General features: G+C 37.0%; 17 protein-coding genes, 1 tRNA gene and 1 other annotated feature. Of the genes, 4 read left to right on the top strand and 14 right to left on the bottom strand.

The window, feature by feature from the left end; all coding sequences use genetic code 11:
• Nucleotides 1–31: 31 nt before the first annotated feature.
• From CP368_RS01475 to CP368_RS01460, 4 genes are all read right to left on the bottom strand, one after another.
• A complete protein-coding gene (locus tag CP368_RS01475; RefSeq protein ID WP_098045682.1) occupies nucleotides 32–1,141 on the bottom strand; it encodes a Xaa-Pro peptidase family protein in 1,110 nt (369 codons plus the stop codon).
• Between the two features lie 112 nt (nucleotides 1,142–1,253).
• The gene (rpmA, locus tag CP368_RS01470; RefSeq protein ID WP_007125344.1) at nucleotides 1,254–1,544 is read right to left on the bottom strand and encodes a 50S ribosomal protein L27; all 291 of its coding nucleotides are present in this window, start codon (nucleotides 1,542–1,544) and stop codon (nucleotides 1,254–1,256) included.
• 18 nt (nucleotides 1,545–1,562) lie between these two features.
• Nucleotides 1,563–1,874, bottom strand: a complete 312-nt coding sequence (gene rplU / locus CP368_RS01465; protein WP_003627604.1) for a 50S ribosomal protein L21 — start codon at nucleotides 1,872–1,874, stop codon at nucleotides 1,563–1,565.
• 14 nt (nucleotides 1,875–1,888) lie between these two features.
• Nucleotides 1,889–1,969, bottom strand: a sequence feature (ribosomal protein L21 leader region).
• A gap of 71 nt (nucleotides 1,970–2,040) precedes the next feature.
• The gene (locus CP368_RS01460) at nucleotides 2,041–3,408 is read right to left on the bottom strand and encodes a DUF2325 domain-containing protein (RefSeq protein ID WP_025005859.1); all 1,368 of its coding nucleotides are present in this window, start codon (nucleotides 3,406–3,408) and stop codon (nucleotides 2,041–2,043) included.
• A 133-nt stretch (nucleotides 3,409–3,541) separates the two neighbouring features.
• Here CP368_RS01460 and CP368_RS01455 point away from each other — a divergent pair, with 133 nt between their 5' ends.
• The gene (locus CP368_RS01455) at nucleotides 3,542–4,570 is read left to right on the top strand and encodes a branched-chain amino acid aminotransferase (RefSeq protein ID WP_304441199.1); all 1,029 of its coding nucleotides are present in this window, start codon (nucleotides 3,542–3,544) and stop codon (nucleotides 4,568–4,570) included.
• A 42-nt stretch (nucleotides 4,571–4,612) separates the two neighbouring features.
• Here CP368_RS01455 and CP368_RS01450 read toward each other — a convergent pair whose 3' ends face one another.
• The 5 genes from CP368_RS01450 to CP368_RS01430 all read right to left on the bottom strand — a co-directional run bounded on the left by CP368_RS01450 (nucleotide 4,613) and on the right by CP368_RS01430 (nucleotide 8,996).
• Entirely contained in the window at nucleotides 4,613–5,275 is a 663-nt protein-coding gene (locus tag CP368_RS01450; RefSeq protein WP_098036806.1) for an HI_0552 family protein, read from the bottom strand.
• Between the two features lie 66 nt (nucleotides 5,276–5,341).
• Nucleotides 5,342–5,521, bottom strand: coding sequence for a 2-hydroxymuconate tautomerase (locus CP368_RS01445; RefSeq protein WP_003547962.1), 180 nt, complete (start codon nucleotides 5,519–5,521; stop codon nucleotides 5,342–5,344).
• Nucleotides 5,522–5,592: 71 nt separating this feature from the next.
• Nucleotides 5,593–7,386: a DUF2207 domain-containing protein gene (locus CP368_RS01440; RefSeq protein ID WP_098045680.1), complete on the bottom strand. Its 1,794-nt coding sequence runs from the start codon at nucleotides 7,384–7,386 to the stop codon at nucleotides 5,593–5,595.
• Between the two features lie 117 nt (nucleotides 7,387–7,503).
• The gene (locus CP368_RS01435; RefSeq protein ID WP_087176585.1) at nucleotides 7,504–8,697 is read right to left on the bottom strand and encodes a GH25 family lysozyme; all 1,194 of its coding nucleotides are present in this window, start codon (nucleotides 8,695–8,697) and stop codon (nucleotides 7,504–7,506) included.
• 225 nt (nucleotides 8,698–8,922) lie between these two features.
• Nucleotides 8,923–8,996: transfer RNA gene (locus CP368_RS01430), tRNA-Arg, on the bottom strand.
• Between the two features lie 154 nt (nucleotides 8,997–9,150).
• Here CP368_RS01430 and CP368_RS01425 point away from each other — a divergent pair.
• Nucleotides 9,151–10,047: an alpha/beta hydrolase gene (locus CP368_RS01425; RefSeq protein ID WP_098045679.1), complete on the top strand. Its 897-nt coding sequence runs from the start codon at nucleotides 9,151–9,153 to the stop codon at nucleotides 10,045–10,047.
• 8 nt (nucleotides 10,048–10,055) lie between these two features.
• Nucleotides 10,056–10,412 (top strand): arsenate reductase family protein, encoded by a 357-nt coding sequence (locus CP368_RS01420; protein WP_098044114.1) that lies wholly within the window; start codon nucleotides 10,056–10,058, stop codon nucleotides 10,410–10,412.
• A gap of 49 nt (nucleotides 10,413–10,461) precedes the next feature.
• Here the strand turns inward: CP368_RS01420 and CP368_RS01415 are convergent, their stop codons facing one another.
• Both CP368_RS01415 and CP368_RS01410 read right to left on the bottom strand, forming a co-directional pair.
• Nucleotides 10,462–10,722, bottom strand: a complete 261-nt coding sequence (locus CP368_RS01415; RefSeq protein WP_087176582.1) for a hypothetical protein — start codon at nucleotides 10,720–10,722, stop codon at nucleotides 10,462–10,464.
• Between the two features lie 84 nt (nucleotides 10,723–10,806).
• Nucleotides 10,807–11,415, bottom strand: a complete 609-nt coding sequence (locus CP368_RS01410) for an SHOCT domain-containing protein (RefSeq protein ID WP_098044115.1) — start codon at nucleotides 11,413–11,415, stop codon at nucleotides 10,807–10,809.
• Nucleotides 11,416–11,568: 153 nt separating this feature from the next.
• On the opposite strand from CP368_RS01410, the gene CP368_RS01405 reads away from it, so the two are divergent.
• Complete coding sequence (locus CP368_RS01405; protein ID WP_098044116.1) at nucleotides 11,569–13,950, top strand: Xaa-Pro dipeptidyl-peptidase; 2,382 nt, start codon at nucleotides 11,569–11,571, stop codon at nucleotides 13,948–13,950.
• A gap of 52 nt (nucleotides 13,951–14,002) precedes the next feature.
• On the opposite strand, the gene msrB is transcribed toward CP368_RS01405, so the two are convergent.
• The 3 genes from msrB to CP368_RS01390 all read right to left on the bottom strand — a co-directional run bounded on the left by msrB (nucleotide 14,003) and on the right by CP368_RS01390 (nucleotide 15,679).
• On the bottom strand, nucleotides 14,003–14,428 hold the full coding sequence (msrB, locus tag CP368_RS01400; protein WP_098045678.1) for a peptide-methionine (R)-S-oxide reductase MsrB: 426 nt from the start codon (nucleotides 14,426–14,428) through the stop codon (nucleotides 14,003–14,005).
• Nucleotides 14,421–14,702 carry a hypothetical protein gene (locus CP368_RS01395; RefSeq protein ID WP_056945464.1) on the bottom strand — a complete coding sequence of 94 codons (282 nt, stop codon included), beginning with the start codon at nucleotides 14,700–14,702 and terminating at the stop codon, nucleotides 14,421–14,423. Before CP368_RS01395 ends, msrB begins: the two co-directional genes overlap by 8 nt.
• A 113-nt stretch (nucleotides 14,703–14,815) precedes the next feature.
• Nucleotides 14,816–15,679 carry a GRP family sugar transporter gene (locus CP368_RS01390; protein WP_087176578.1) on the bottom strand — a complete coding sequence of 288 codons (864 nt, stop codon included), beginning with the start codon at nucleotides 15,677–15,679 and terminating at the stop codon, nucleotides 14,816–14,818.
• Nucleotides 15,680–15,769 lie beyond the last annotated feature (90 nt).

The raw sequence follows: 15,769 nt of genomic DNA, 5'->3' as shown, positions 1-15,769 counted from the left end.
TGGCTATAACTTCGGCCTATTAAAATATTAACTATAATGAAATTAACTCATCTTTAGGCAAAGTAGATAAAGTTTCAGGCGCTTGATCATGAATCAAAATATCATCTTCGATTCTAACGCCGCCTTTATCAGGTAAATAAATCCCTGGTTCAACAGTGTGAACCATATTATTAACTAGTTTAGTTGTCCTAAAAGGCAGAGCAGGTTGACATAATTCATGGATTTCAAGACCAATTCCGTGACCAATACCATGACCAAAGTATTTACCATAACCTTGCTCAGTTATATAATCACGAGCTGCCTTATCAACATCGTGGCCTGTATTTCCCACAACGGCTGCTTCAATACCTCGGCGCTGTGCTTCATGGACAATATCATAAATCTTGTGCATTTCCTCATCAACGTCACCTAAGGCAACCGTTCTAGTAATATCAGCCGCATAACCATGATAAAAACTACCAAAATCAATGACGATCATATCGCCTTCTTCAAGTTCCTTGTCACTAGCTACGCCGTGAGCCCAAGCCGAGCGCACACCTGAAGCAACAATTGTCTCAAAGTCTGGGCCGTCTCCACCATTTACTTTAAAAAGATAATCTAGTTTAGCACCAATTGCACGTTCCTTTACGCCAGGCTTGATCATTGGCAAAATACCTTTGAAACTTTCCATTGATATATCAATAGCTTTGCGTAAAGCAGCAATTTCAAGTTCATCTTTTACATTTCTGACACGTTCGACTAGTTCTTCAACCATTTTAAAATTAAGATCTGGATTTAATTCCTTTAATTTTGAAAATTCACTAGCTGAAACAAATTCGCCTTCTACCAAAACCTTTTTGATATCCATTTTCTTAAGGGCTTTAGTCAATTCTTCATAGTCACTTGAATGTTTCATTATTACATTCATTTCACCTGGAGCTTGCGCCTTAATTTGCCCTGCAAAACGTGAATCTGACAAAAGAATTCGCTCACCACTGGCCGTCAATATTAATTGTGCCTCTTCGCCGGTAAAATTAGTAAGATAACGATAATTAGCTTGATTAAAGATAATCATAGCATCTGCGTTATGTTCCTTAATCAAAGCTGTAACTTGATTAATACGATGGTTAATTAATGTAAGTAATTCCTCTTTATTTTCCATAATCAGATACCTTCTTTGCGTAATATATTTATTAATTATACTAAATCTGCTATGGAAAATACCATAAAAAAAGACGGGTGGCACTAGCTACCCGCCTTATTTTATATCTGAATTACTTAGCTTCTTCAGCTGGGTATACAGAAACTTGCTTCTTGTACTTGCCAAGACGTTCAAACTTAACAACGCCGTTAACAAGTGCAAATAAAGTGTCGTCTCCACCTTGACCTACGTTCTTGCCTGGGTGAATCTTAGTACCACGTTGACGGTAAATAATAGTACCTGCGTGGATAGTTTGACCGTCACCAGCCTTAGCGCCTAAACGACGACCAGCTGAGTTACGACCGTTGGCAGTAGAACCGCCACCCTTGTGGTGGGCAAATAATTTCATACCTAAAATATTCATAATCATTTCACCTCTGAATTAAGCTTCAATCTTTTCAACTGTAACCTTAGTGTAAGGTTGACGGTGACCATACTTGCTGTGTGAGTGCTTCTTAGGCTTGTACTTGAAAGTTACAACCTTCTTTTCCTTACCTTGCTTTTCAACTTTAGCAGTTACCTTAGCACCATCTACTAATGGAGTACCAACCTTAACGTCGTCACCATTAGCAACAAGGATAACTTCGTCAAAAGTTACTGAGCTACCTTCTTCAGCATCAAGCTTTTCTACAAATACGCTGTCGCCTTCTGCAACTTTGTATTGCTTACCACCGGTCTTAATAATTGCGTACATTTGTACACCTCCGAAAAAATACTTAGACTCGCCGAACTGAGGTGCTTCTTACTCAAGAAGACTTCTAACCCCGAGCCGTGCGGTTGCAGATGTGGAGGTCTCCACAAATACAACTCTTATAGTTTACTACCTAAAAAAGAATTTATCAATAAAAACAAAGCAGATATTAGTTATCTTTTGCTTCTTTATAGTCAATTGTTTGTGTTCCTTCGTAAGCAGGTAATTTATTTTCCGCACGATATAGTGCTCTTTCAAATGACCTATAACCTTTTGATGACGAAACTGCAAATTTCACCCCATATTTTGAAGCAAATTCTTGAATATTCCAAGTCGCATCATGAGCAGCATATGCTGTCATCAAAATCACAATATCAAGATCTTTAATTTGGCGTTCCATGACCTTCTTTTTACCTTCAAAGGCATCAATTGGAATCGGAATGCCATTATAACGATTAACTATTCCCTCTAAAACTCCTTCGTTTTGATTATCACCAATTGCAATACCTACTCGTTGATAGTGCAGATTCATATCTAATTTAGTTAATTCTTCTGCTGCTTTATCTTTGCTCTTGTCTTTCTTCTTATAAGAAAGGTCTGATTGTTTAGGTGGATCTACTTGATAAATCCAGCGAATTTGTACGGCATCAGCAGGATTTTTCTTAATGCGAACATCCCCAGTATACCAAGCTAAATCAACAATTGAGCCATCTTCCAAATGAATATTTTCACCTTGATAATAGCTTGAATCTACTGGAATGGTTATTGCCTTACCTCTGATGCGTAATTTTTGTCCTTTAATATTACGCGTAATTGCCAATTGTCCAGTTCGACCTTGCACAACCGCATAACGAAATTCCTCAATAGGATCATAATCTCGCGTACGTAATTTGCGATAGCCAACAACACGCAAAATTTCAGCTTCAAAATGAGGATTCTCTCGATCTTCTAGTGCTTCTACAATATCTCCGCTTTTCAAATTAAGCGAATGAATTTGTGATTCCTTAATGCGATAAACAATTTGACCATCATCATTAATTAAATTGCAACCAGAAAGTGCACGGATAACTGTATAGCGTCTACCTTTACGATAATCACGCTTAGGTTGCTCTTTAGGCTTCATCGCATCTTCAAAAATCTTTTTATTGACTGCCTCTTTAGTAGTCTTTGACTTTTGAATCGCTTGGTCTAGTTTGCCTAAAACATTGCCATAACGTTTACCCACACCAGGAACAAAAGTTAATTTATGTAGAGCTTCCAATGAAGTTTTCTTAGCTTTTTCATTCCCTGGTGTTTCGATTAAATTAGTTAATCCCATCAATAGTTGCTTAAATTGCTTCAAATCTGCATTTCGTTGGGCAATTGATTGAGTATTGGCATTTTTCTTTGGAGCGCTTTTTACTTTTGGTTTGTCCACATTTCCGCCATCAGCCATAGCAATAATTGCTTTGATGGCATTTAAACTGTTGGCTAAACTTTTGTCGTCTGCCTCCGTTTTATTTAAAATTACTTTGATATTATTACGATAATCGTACATATTTTCACCACTTTTTCAATTTAGCTATATTGTTTTATTTTTACTTACTTTAAGTATATATCAAACCTTTTGTTTTTTAAGTTAAGTCTCACTATAATCTAATAAAAATGATATTGAGACAACGAGGAGGACAATTATGGCTAAAACTCATCCCGAAGACTTAGACTGGAATAAACTCGGCTTTAAGTATCACGATTTGCCTTATCGCTGGGTTGATGAATTTAAAGATGGTAAATGGCAAGGCGGCCACTTAACCCAAGACTCATCAATTACCTTTAATGAAGCAGCTGAAGAACTGCACTATGGCCAAGAGGTCTTTGAAGGACTTAAAGCTTATCGCAGAAAAGATGATGGCATTAATTTATTTAGACCTGAACAAAATGCTAAAAGAATGGCTAACTCTGCAAAACGACTATTAATGGAGCCCTATCCTGAAGACGAATTTATTAAAGCCGTTAAGGAGGTTGTTAAAGCTAACCAAGACTTTGTTCCTCCTTATGGTTCTGGCGGAACGCTCTATATTCGCCCATTCATGATGGGGATGCAGCCAATTGTCGGCGTGTCACCATCTGAGACTTATCAATTTAGAATTTATGCCACTCCAGTCGGAGCTTATATTAAAGGACTTAAGCCAATGACTTATGAGGTCAGCGATTACGACCGTGCAGCTCCAGCCGGTACTGGCCAAGCAAAAACTGCCGGTAATTATGCCAGCAGCTTAATGCCATCATTAATTGCCAAGAAAAATGGATTTGCGGATGCTCTTTATTTGGATCCTAAAGAACACAAATACATTGATGAATTTGGTGGTGCCAATTTCTTCGGTATTACTAAAGATGGTCAATTCCAAACACCTAACTCAGATTCTATCTTGCCATCTATTACTAAGCGTTCAATTTTAAAGATTGCGGAAGAGCTTGGACTTAATCCAATTGAAACAAAAATTCCAATCGATGATGTTGATCGCTTCGTTGAAGCAGGTGCAATGGGAACGGCCGCAGTTATTTCACCAGTCGGCTCACTTACCTACCAAGGTAAAAAGCATGCCTTCGGTGACGAAACCAAAGTAGGCCCAATTACACAAAAACTTTATGATACGTTATTTGGCATCCAAGTCGGCGATTTAGAAGACAAATATAATTGGATAGTTAAGTTAAATTAATTTTATCAAGGATTTATCTCGATATTTTATCGAAGTAAGTCCTTATTTTTTATCCAAATTTTCATACAATGGCGCCAAGTCCATAATTGCCTGTGTAATAAAGTCTTCCATATTAACATCATGTTGCTGATCTCTAAAAATAAATTTCCCTATCAAAAACGTTGCATCTTTGAGATCTGATTTAAATTGTGTCTGAATATCGCTTTGCTTTAAATAATCATTTAATTTTGTATGCTTATCAAATTCAGAAGACATTTCGCCATTCCAAATATACCAGTCTTGCAAATCAATTTGCTTACTCCAACTAGGAATGTCAGCCAATAATTTATTATATTGTTCAGGAGCCATTCTTCTTTTTTCACTCTTATAATGCTGAAACATCAAATATACTTGCAATTGTTTCTTATCCAGCATTACGCCAATACAAGGATTAGCATCTGCTAAGTCTTGCAAACGATATGAAGCCCAGTAATGATCGCGCAAATTCCAACCATTAGTCCAGCTCTCTACATGAACTTTAGCAAATTCGCCCGCTGGCAATTTTTTTGCTACAGCCTGATTAACAGCCTTCCAAGTTTGCCATACGCCTTTAAATTTGTCCTTTAATTCTGCTACTTCTGCTTCAGTGTGCTGCATTTTGATCTTCTTAAAAGAAAATTCTGGTTGATCAAAAATTTGAAACATTTCATCAGTTAATTGCGTCATATTTATCCCCTAATCCTAAAACGAAAAAATAATCTTTCGCCGATGCAAAAGATTATCTTCAAATTATTAAGCCCTCCATTCTCCGCCTTGACCGTATGAATGCTTACCTAATTCATTAATAATGACATGAATATGTTCCTTAGGAGCGCCTGTATTTTTATGAACGGCTTCAGTAACATCCTTCATTAAGTTAGTAATTTGTTCGTCAGAACGACCTTTAATTAATTCAATGTGTACAAATGGCATAATTCATCCTTCTTTCTTTTTTCCTTTAATTATACAAGTTTTTTCATCGTTTTGTTTCTAAAATTCTTCGATTAAAAAGCACCTCCGCCGCTGCCGCCACCTACACCGCCGGAGGAGCCACCGGAAAAGCCGCCACTGCCGCCAGATGAGGACGACGAACCATAAGATACACCTTCAGAAAAACTACTAGTAAAGTTTCTTTCAAAGCCATCACTACCCGTACTATAGAAAGAACTGCCAACGATGAAGCCAGTCGCATTCAATTCGTCTTCAGAGAATTCAAGTCTTAATTGCTTTAAAACTTTTTTCGACAAACCAAAGGCAACCGCGTATGGCATAATATCTTCCCATAAAATCAGGTCACCGATATCTTTCATTTTAAATCTGCCAATGTCATCTAGCATCTTTTCAAATCCACGCACTTGACCAGTTTCAAGCGCGCCTTTTTTTGTATACAGACTAATCTTATTATTGCCGATAAAGAAAGCGATAAATTCAATGATAATTAGTAAAATTCCACCAACAACACTAGCTGTAGATGAACCAAGTTGAAATATTGCAATCGCCCAGGCAGCAATACTAATCATAATTCCTATGATAGCTAGACTACGATAGTGACTTCTAACCATTTTTAATCCATGATCTAAAAATCCATCTTTTTCGGTCTGTTTATATCTTTTCTTGCACCAGCTATCGAATTTTTTGCCTAATTTTCTGGAAGTATAATTCCTTAATCCCTTGGTTGTAAAAGATTTTCCATCTCCTACCTGTTTAAAGAGAAAATATAACAAATCATCATCTAAGATACTTTCATCTACAATAGAAATTCGATAATTGGTCTTCTTTAAGTGCTTTGTCTTAAACTCCTCAATTTTAATTTTCTTTTTACCAGCAAGTTGCATTAAATATGCTGTAAATGCCTTTGTATCTGGCCAGGTAGCATTATCTAAAACCTGAGCAGTTACTGGATCCACATTAGGAATTTCATAATTATGAGCAAGATCCCGCTCCTTTTTAGGTTTAAAACCTAATTTTTTACCAAAGAATCCCTTGATAATAACTGCTAACCCACTAATCAAAGAAACAAAGGCTAAGCCCCAACCAAAGTATGATTTTCTTTTTCTTCTTTCATTAGCTTCTTTGGCTAGTTGCGCCTCTTGCTTTTCAATCGCTGCTTTTTTATTCTGATCAACAAAATTTTTATTTGCTGCTGTGACAGCGGTAGGGAAAATCGCATGCACTTCGATTCCAACATCACCTGCTACGCCGTCTGCTTTCATAATGACTTTACCCTTTTGTGGCAAAACTTGAGTATAGCCATCTAACGAGCCATGAGCCCATGCTTTTAGCCCTTTTACCGGTTCAGGAAAAACAACTGTAGCTTGAGCATGATCAATGTCGGTATCCCAACCATTTCCAATAATTTTAAAATTTAATTCAGCAGTATCTTTATAATTAGTGATTAAATTTAAAATTTTATAAGAGTATTCAACTTTAATCCGGCTATCTTCCGAAATTCGATGAAAAACCTTAAACCTATAGGAATTATCTTTCTTGGTTAATTGATAAGTATTATTTTTCTCGTTATTTGCAGCAACCACCAGTTGATTATTTACCTTTACTTGAATATCCTTAATTTGCTGTTTTTGCGTTAAATTTTGTCGATAAAAAACGCCATGTGCATCGCTGTCAAAATCATAATATATCTTTCGATGGATCATAACTGAACCATCACGATTAACCTTAGCAGTAACATTCATATCAGTAATGTCATAATCAACATCAGCCTTTACAGGTTGAGTCCAAATTACAAAAATACTTATTAAACTAAGTATTCCTATTAAGTTTAGAAGTTTCTTTTTCATTATTTCCCTCCTTACTTTTTCCAACTTATTTGAAATAATCATATCTTGCCAACACAAAAAAGCGCAAGCAAATTCTGATAAACGAATTCACTTGCGCTTCTATTTATTTTTTATTAATTAAAAGTTACCACACTTAACATACATGTTTTTACCAATACGGTAATAGCTCTTACCATTAATGTGGAATTTTGAACCATATGTCTTAATTGGAGTGCCTTTTCTTAATACACGCCAGCTAGCACGAGAATAACCATTATTCTTATAAACATAAGCATTATGCCTTAAGACACGAGAGTTACCTAAAACATTGCTTGCCATAATGTAACGGTCTGTGCCAACTCTAATAGCGGTCTTACCATTATCAAGCTTAGTTGCTCCACCATAATAATTAATATTGGTATATGCAGCATATGAACCACTTACACGTTCACCCTTCTTATTGTAAACGTATGACTTCTTCATAATGTAGCCAGTAGTTGTTGGTTCATTGTTAGCTGGTTTTGAACTAGTAGCAGGCTTACTTGGAGCTTGAGAAATAGCACCATTGTTTGAAGTTACATTTCCATCAATTGACAATGGAAGAACTGCAACATTACCGTCAACGTTTAAGCCACGCCAGTTATCAGTAAATTGCCAAATTGATACACCGTCCATTGATGGGAAGTAATTAAAGTTAGGATTATCAATTCTACCTGAAATAGCATATGAAGCTACCCATAATGAGTTAGGGTACTCAGCAATTACGCTGCTGGTATCAATGTTGTTTTGCAAAACTGATGAACTTGCGTAAAGAAGTGGTTGGTAACCAGCTGCCTTGATTGTGTCCATGAATGCAATGATTGCGTTAGCAGTTGGCGTCTTACCACCATAAATGTTGTTGCCTTGGCCAGTTTCGTAGTCACAAGCAATGTATGAACCCTTAGGCAAACCAAATGCTTGAGCTGCCTTAATAGCGTAATTTGCTTCAGCAACTGCTGCATTAGCATTTGAACTAAATGTAGCAAAATGATATGCCATTGGCATCATATTATTAGAAATAGCTGTTGAGATTTGGTTAGATGCTTTTGGATTACGATAAGAGGTTCCTTCACTTACCTTAACAATAGCAAATTGTGAACCAGCTTGAGCGTGACTTGATAAATCAGCACTTTGGTAACTAGCAACGTCAACCCCAAGAGCACGAGCTGCTACAGAAGTAGTTGCAGCATTAACAGTAACTTGTGGTCTATTTACTTGAGTTACTGCTACGCCAGCCGCACCAAGAGCTGTTGCACATGCCAGTTTCATAATAATCTTTTTGGTAGTAGTCAATCTTCTTTCCCCCGTTATGCGAAAATAATATAAATTCACACTTATTTTTTAAGAAATCAAATTTAGAATAATATCGTTAGCAAATTTAGTCAACAGATTAAGCTTCAATGTAAGAATAACTTAATTATTGTCATGAATTTGTATTATACAATTTTTAGTGGTCAAATGGTGATCAACTTATTTTAAGCACAAAAAAAGCAATACACGCAGTATTGCTTTTATCAGTGATCCGGGTGAGATTCGAACCCACGACCCACAGTTTAGAAGACTGTTGCTCTATCCAGCTGAGCTACCAGACCATTTCGTATGTTTGTATGTCCTCAACAGAACATAAATTATTATAGGTAATATCTTTTAAAAATGCAAGCATATTTTTTAAAAAAATATTTTTTATTTTTAGTTTGAGTATAATTAATTGTGAAAGCGTTTGTTTTTAGAAAAGAGAATAAGAAGATGGAACTTACAAATAAAATTAAAAACTTCCTTCATGAGTATCGCAGTAGTTGTAAGAAAAGCGATGATCATCGTGACAGTGATCTGCCTCATGACATCCCAGAAGTTGAAAGAATCGACAATTTACCTTACGGTCCAGACGAAAAATGGCATACATTAGATGTTTATCTTCCTAAAAAAGAAAGTGCACCCTTCCCTGTCATTATTAATATCCACGGTGGCGGTTGGGTTTATGGTACCAAAGAAACCTACCAATACTATGGCATGGGGTTAACTAAGCGTGGATTTGCATTTATTAATCCTAACTACCGTTTAGCCCCAGAACATGCAGAATTTCCAGATGAATTAGACGATGTTGATCGTTACATGCACTGGGTCGATGATCATGCAGAAGAATATCGCTTAGACAGAAATAATGTCTTCATTATTGGTGACAGTGCAGGCGGTCAAATGGCAGAGCAATACGTTACCATTTTGGCCAATCCAGATTATGCTAAATTATTCTCATATAAGCCACTTAACTTAAAATTTAGAGCAGTTGGCTTAAACTGTGCCGCATCCTTCGTCTTAACGCCAGACAGCCTTGCAGGCGTGGAAAGTCTTTACTTTACTAAGAATGCAGTTAATAAATATCATGAACAGTTGGATGTAGAAAAATACATTGACCACAATTTCTTGCCTACGTTTTTAATTACTGCCAATAACGACTTTTTACACGACATGCAATTTACACTTTTCGGCTTTTTGCTTGGTCGCGGCGTTCATGCTATTTGTAAATCTTATGGTGATGAAGATAATCCTCGTGGTCACGTCTTTTTCGTTAACCAAAAAGACAGAATCGCAGATATCGCTAACGATGAAGAAATCGAATTTTTCAGACAACACATGAGTAAATGAGGTAATTTATGATTAAATTTTACGGTTATAAACGTTGCTCCACTTCTAGAAAAGCACGCAAATGGATGGACGACCATCATGTTCAGTATGAATTTCAAGATTTAGTTGCAGAGCCGCCTAAAAAAGACGATTTGCTTAAATGGATGACTAAGTATCAAGATCGCGGTTTGAAATACTTCTTTAATACACACGGTCAACGTTATCGTGCGGACAATTTAAAAGAAAAAGTACCAACGATGACCATTGAAGAAGCAGCAGAAATGATGTCACAAGATGGCAAGTTAATTAAGCGCCCTCTTGTCGTAGATGAGCAACATTTAACCTGCGGCTTTAAAGATGATATATTTAAACAAACTTGGTTATAAAAAATAACCCCTACAAGACTCTATGAAATCTTGTAGGGGTTTCTTTACATTAAATCAATTTTACACATTTACTATGTTTATTCTTCATCTTGGCCCAGTTATTGAAAAACAATACTCCAAAGCCAAGGACCATCACAACACCTAAAAAGATAATCGCATTAGTGGAATTAGCTACAACTAATTCATGTGCAGCGTTAAAATCTGCTGCTTCGTTCATTTGAATAATCAGTCCTGAAAACAACATGGCTAAGCCGTTTAAGGTTAGCAAACCACACAAGACTGTTAGGATTTTCACTTTAATAAGCTTCATAAAACCATGTCCTTCCTTAAATATAATTAGACAAATATTATACACGGTCTAACTTCATAATCAAGAAAAAGACATTGTTAAAAATTATATTTTCAGAATTTGCTTCTTTTTAGCTTGAAATTCTTCTTCTGTTAAAATCCCTTGATCCAGCAATTCTTTCAATTTTTTGATTTGCTCAAGCTGCTGATCAAAATCATCATCTTCACCCTGAGCAATTTTGAACCACTTTTTAATATTATCGGCCAAAATCTCAGCGGGAACTTTATTAATTGAATTAATATCTAAGCTCCGATTACCAACAATTAAAGATAATTCACCATACATAAGCTGATTCTTTAAGATGACACTTTTAACCTGCTTTAAATCAATAATCTGAGGTTCATTGCTACGTTTTTTCTTCAATATAATCAAATTACGATTGCTGCAAACAAGCATTACATTTTCACTATGCTCATTAATGCCAATCGCTGCATATTGAATTATTTCTTCATCTTTAATAGCTGTAGCCAGCGGTGCTAAATCCTCATCGTTAAACCAAATATCGAATACCCCAGCATCGATCATTTGCTTTTTCAAGCGCTCAGGCAAAGCTAATTTATTAATTTTTGCAATTGCTTGTTGTCCGCGCTGCTCAGCCAAAAATGATTGATTAGCATTCTTTTGTTTTTTACTAAATAAATCGAACAGTCCCATAAAAATATCCTTATATCAATAAAATCTAATTACTTATATTATGGACTATTTTTACTTTACTTAAAATATTTCTTTATTGATTTCATTTTTTATTGGTTCTCTCACTTCAAACGGGTAAACTATAAGGTAATAATACTGACAAAGGAGAAAAATATGAAATATAACCAATACGCTTATGTTGAAACTGATTTTCAACAACAAGTTAAAGAATTAATCGATATCAACTTCTTACCAAAAAATTATCAAGACTGGGACTTCAGTAGTCTTTTAGCCAAATTAGTTAAAAATGCGATCGCTGAAGCTAAAACCGACGCTGCTAAAAATGCCAAACTTGCTGAATTTGCAGTTTCCGATCACCAGACCTTGGCTGATTTTCTTAAAGAAAAGCCAACAGAAATCGGCACCGAACAATTCTATAATGTAGCTTTGCAACTCCTCGGCTACCACGTTCACTACGACTATGAATTTGCCGATTCAACTGGTTTTATGCAAAGAAACGCTTTGCCATTTATGCAAGACATTAGCGATAATCAAAAGTTAATTTCTGCTTTCTACCGCTTGCTCAATACTCGTGCTAAGAACGGACAAATCTTGCTTGATGTAATGGCAGGCAAGGGCTACTTCACTCAGTTCTGGGGTCAAAACAAGTTCAAATTCTTCAATGGCAAATCTATCCCTGTTTTTGACACAAACAAAGTCATCCGCGAAGTCGTTTATGTCGAAACTGATCTTGACACTGATCATGACGGTAAGAGCGATTTAATCCAAGTTACTGTTTTCCGTCCTGCAGAAACCAATAAGGGATTAAAAGTACCCGCACTTTACACCGCATCCCCATACTTTGGCGGAATCATTGCCAACGAAAAGCGTAACCACAATGTTGACGAAAATCTTTCTGATTCTACCACTTGGGATGACCCACAATACGTTCACTCACCAATCGTTAAGGCAGAAAAGCCAGATGGTTCAAGCCACCCAGCAACTGAAGAAGCAGTTCACAAGTCATCTTACCCATTAAACGAATATATGCTTGCTCGTGGTTTTGCTAGCGTCTTTGCTGGTGCCATCGGTACGCGCGGCAGTGACGGTGTCCGCATCACCGGTGCACCTGAAGAAACTGAATCAGCTGCTGCAGTTATCGAATGGCTGCATGGCGATCGTATTGCCTACACTGACAGAACTAGAACTGTTCAAACTAAGGCTGACTGGTGCAACGGCAACATCGGGATGACTGGTCGTTCATACTTGGGTACTTTGCAAATCGCTATTGCAACTACTGGCGTCAAGGGTCTGAAGACTGTTGTTTCTGAAGCTGCTATTTCATCATGGTACGACTACTACCGTGAACACGGTTTGGTTATTGCTCCTGAGGCTTGCCAAGGTGAAGATTTAGATTTACTTGCTGAAACCTGTCAGTCAAACTTATGGGATGCTGGTTCATACCTTAAGATCAAGCCTGAATACGACAAGATGCAAAAGGAATTACTTGAAAAAGAAGACCGTGAAACTGGTCAATACTCTGACTTCTGGGAAGCTAGAAACTACCGCCACCACGCTGATGGCATCAAATGTTCCTGGATCTCAGTTCACGGTTTAAACGACTGGAACGTTAAGCCAAAGAACGTTTACAAGATCTGGCAACTAGTATCCAAGATGCCAATGAAGCATCATCTCTTCTTGCACCAAGGCCCACACTACAACATGAACAATTTTGTCTCAATCGACTTCACAGATTTAATGAATCTTTGGTTTGTTCATGAGTTGCTCGGTCTTGAAAACAATGCCTACAATCAATGGCCAACAGTCATGATTCAAGATAACCTGCAAGCTGATAAGTGGCATGAAGAAAAAGACTGGAGCGATGAATTAGGTCAAGAAAAGATCTACTATCCAACAGATGACCATGAACTTTACCAAGATGGTAACGGCAAGGCAAAGATGAGCTTCACCGATGTTGGTGGCACTGAATTTAAGAAATCTGGCATCTCAGAAAGCGACTGGCAATACAAGTTTATCTGTGGCGATGAAAAATGGGCTAAACCAAGCCTACGTTTTGAAACAGATGAATTTATTCATCCTACTACGATCGTGGGTCGCCCAGAAGTCAAAGTAAGAGTCTCTGGTAGCCTTCCAAAGGGTGAAATTTCCGTTGCTTTAGTTGAACTTGGTGAAAGACAACGATTAACTGCTACTCCTAGGTTCTTAATGCGCGGCGGACAAGAATTAGGCTACCGTTTTGGTACTGATACCTTGCAAGAATTTGTTCCAGATAAAAAGACCAAGGCTAAGTTAATCACTAAGGCTCACATGAATTTACAAAACTTTAAGGATATGAAGAAACCTGAAGCAATCGATGCCGATAAGTTTTATGACTTAGACTTCTTGCTTCAACCTACCTACTACACTATCCCATCCGGTAGCAAACTTGCTTTAATCATCTACTCAACTGATCAGGGCATGACTAAGCGTCCACTTGAAGATGAGACCTACACAATTGATTTAGCTAATACCGAGATTAAGTTTTACGAAAAATAATTAATAGTAAATAAAGAGACAGATATTCGTATTGGAATACCTGTCTTTTTTATTATTTAAATATTTTTTTATATTCTCCGTATCCAGCCTGATCAAGCTTATCATACGGAATAAATTTTAACGCAGCCGAATTAATGCAGTATCGCAATCCGCCTTTGTCAACTGGTCCATCGGTAAAGACATGGCCCAAATGTGAATCAGCTTCAGGGCTTTTCACTTCTGTTCGTTCCATGCCATGAGATTGATCGCGATGATATGCCAATTTCTTAATCGGTTTAGTAAAGCTGGGCCAGCCGCACCCTGCATCATATTTATCTTCACTAGAGAAAAGCGGCTCACCGGACACCACATCAACGTAGATTCCTTTGTCATAAAAATCATCATATTTTCCTGTAAAAGGGTACTCGGTCGCAGCTTTTTGGGTAACGTTGTATTCTTCTTCGCTTAACTTTTTTAACGCTTCTTCTTTATTAAACATGTTCCGTTCCTCCTGGAAAGAAATTATCGATTTTCTTTTCATAGATATCGAAACGATATCTAGTCAAAAATTCATTAGCAGGATCATAGATTCTTACTTGCAGCATTTCATCTTTGCCATTCATATGTACTTCTTTATTTGGCATATCTAAAAATGGCTTAAAGGCGGCAATCACATTTTGATATGAACTATAAACATGGACGTTTTGTTCAATTACTTCACCATTTTTAGCATATCGCCGTGCACAGATTACATATACAACGTTGTCATTCATAGAAGAGGCTCCTAACTTTTACTTTTCTTGTTTCTTACTATTTTAATTCATTTGCTTACTAAGTAGATAAAAAAAGCAACAGATATCTAAATTAGACATCTGTTGCCAATTTGTTAAAATACTGAAGTTAAGACAGCACCAGCTACAATTAATACCAAACCAATTGCAGTATAGATGTAACCCTTCTTGGTCTTTTGTTCATGTAAGAAGATGATACCACCAAGAGTTGAAATAACCACGCAAAGTTGTGACATGACGAAAGCTAAGTTAACACCGTTCATCTTTACTGAAACGATATATGCAAGTGCAGCTACGGCATAAATCAAACCTGCAGGAATAACTTGGTAGCTTTCCTTTTCTTTAACAACGTCAATTTTCTTAGTTGCAAGTAAGTAAATCACAGTGGTGATCAACATACCAATGGTTTCACCGAAGAAAATCATGGTGTTATCACCCTTCAAAGCCTTAGGAATTGAGCTTGATGTGATGTAACCCAAAGTAGTCAAAACCAAAACAATCATAGTAGTTGTTTGGTTCTTCTTGCCACCTTCGGCAGTACCCTTATCAGTCAATGAAGTACATGCAACACCGATGATCAAGGCCAAAATACCTAAGAAACCAAAGATCTTAGATTGAGTACTTGCCCATTCACCGAAGATTAATACTCCGACAAGTGGTACACCAATTAATTGCAAACCGGTTGAAATTGGCATTGTTTCAGAAACACCAACTTTAGAATAACTGTAATACTGTCCGACCTGACCAATTACCCAGGCAGCTCCAGCAAGCATTGCTAACATAAATGTAGTGCCATCAAAAGTTGGACGTTTAATGAGAGTCATTACAGCACCAAAGATAAATGCACCGAGCACAGTACCTAAAATTTGGTGGTAAATGTTACTCTTCTTGACCCCAGCAACGAACATCGGCATAAGTCCCCAGCCGATTGCTGGAATGAATAGAAATAAATAACTCATTATTTTTCTCCCCTATATTTGTAAAAAAGTTACAAGGAGCATTGTATCAATGAAAGCGGATACGTTGCAAACGAAAAACAAGTGCGAGTT

Source organism: Lactobacillus sp. UMNPBX17 (assembly GCF_002553735.1).
In the GTDB taxonomy this organism is placed as follows: Bacteria; Bacillota; Bacilli; order Lactobacillales; family Lactobacillaceae; genus Lactobacillus; species Lactobacillus gallinarum.
Note: the sequence above shows the minus strand (reverse complement) of the source record. Positions and strands in the feature narration are given on the sequence as shown.

What these genes read in the sequence shown, in the direction of transcription:
- CP368_RS01475 (WP_098045682.1), bottom strand. Translation starts at nt 1,141, where the DNA reads ATGGAAAATAAAGAGGAATTACTTACATTAATTAACCATCGTATTAAT.
- rpmA (WP_007125344.1), bottom strand. Translation starts at nt 1,544, where the DNA reads ATGAATATTTTAGGTATGAAATTATTTGCCCACCACAAGGGTGGCGGT.
- rplU (WP_003627604.1), bottom strand. Translation starts at nt 1,874, where the DNA reads ATGTACGCAATTATTAAGACCGGTGGTAAGCAATACAAAGTTGCAGAA.
- CP368_RS01460 (WP_025005859.1), bottom strand. Translation starts at nt 3,408, where the DNA reads ATGTACGATTATCGTAATAATATCAAAGTAATTTTAAATAAAACGGAG.
- CP368_RS01450 (WP_098036806.1), bottom strand. Translation starts at nt 5,275, where the DNA reads ATGACGCAATTAACTGATGAAATGTTTCAAATTTTTGATCAACCAGAA.
- CP368_RS01445 (WP_003547962.1), bottom strand. Translation starts at nt 5,521, where the DNA reads ATGCCATTTGTACACATTGAATTAATTAAAGGTCGTTCTGACGAACAA.
- CP368_RS01440 (WP_098045680.1), bottom strand. Translation starts at nt 7,386, where the DNA reads ATGAAAAAGAAACTTCTAAACTTAATAGGAATACTTAGTTTAATAAGT.
- CP368_RS01425 (WP_098045679.1), top strand. Translation starts at nt 9,151, where the DNA reads ATGGAACTTACAAATAAAATTAAAAACTTCCTTCATGAGTATCGCAGT.
- CP368_RS01420 (WP_098044114.1), top strand. Translation starts at nt 10,056, where the DNA reads ATGATTAAATTTTACGGTTATAAACGTTGCTCCACTTCTAGAAAAGCA.
- CP368_RS01415 (WP_087176582.1), bottom strand. Translation starts at nt 10,722, where the DNA reads ATGAAGCTTATTAAAGTGAAAATCCTAACAGTCTTGTGTGGTTTGCTA.
- CP368_RS01410 (WP_098044115.1), bottom strand. Translation starts at nt 11,415, where the DNA reads ATGGGACTGTTCGATTTATTTAGTAAAAAACAAAAGAATGCTAATCAA.
- CP368_RS01405 (WP_098044116.1), top strand. Translation starts at nt 11,569, where the DNA reads ATGAAATATAACCAATACGCTTATGTTGAAACTGATTTTCAACAACAA.
- msrB (WP_098045678.1), bottom strand. Translation starts at nt 14,428, where the DNA reads ATGTTTAATAAAGAAGAAGCGTTAAAAAAGTTAAGCGAAGAAGAATAC.
- CP368_RS01395 (WP_056945464.1), bottom strand. Translation starts at nt 14,702, where the DNA reads ATGAATGACAACGTTGTATATGTAATCTGTGCACGGCGATATGCTAAA.
- CP368_RS01390 (WP_087176578.1), bottom strand. Translation starts at nt 15,679, where the DNA reads ATGAGTTATTTATTTCTATTCATTCCAGCAATCGGCTGGGGACTTATG.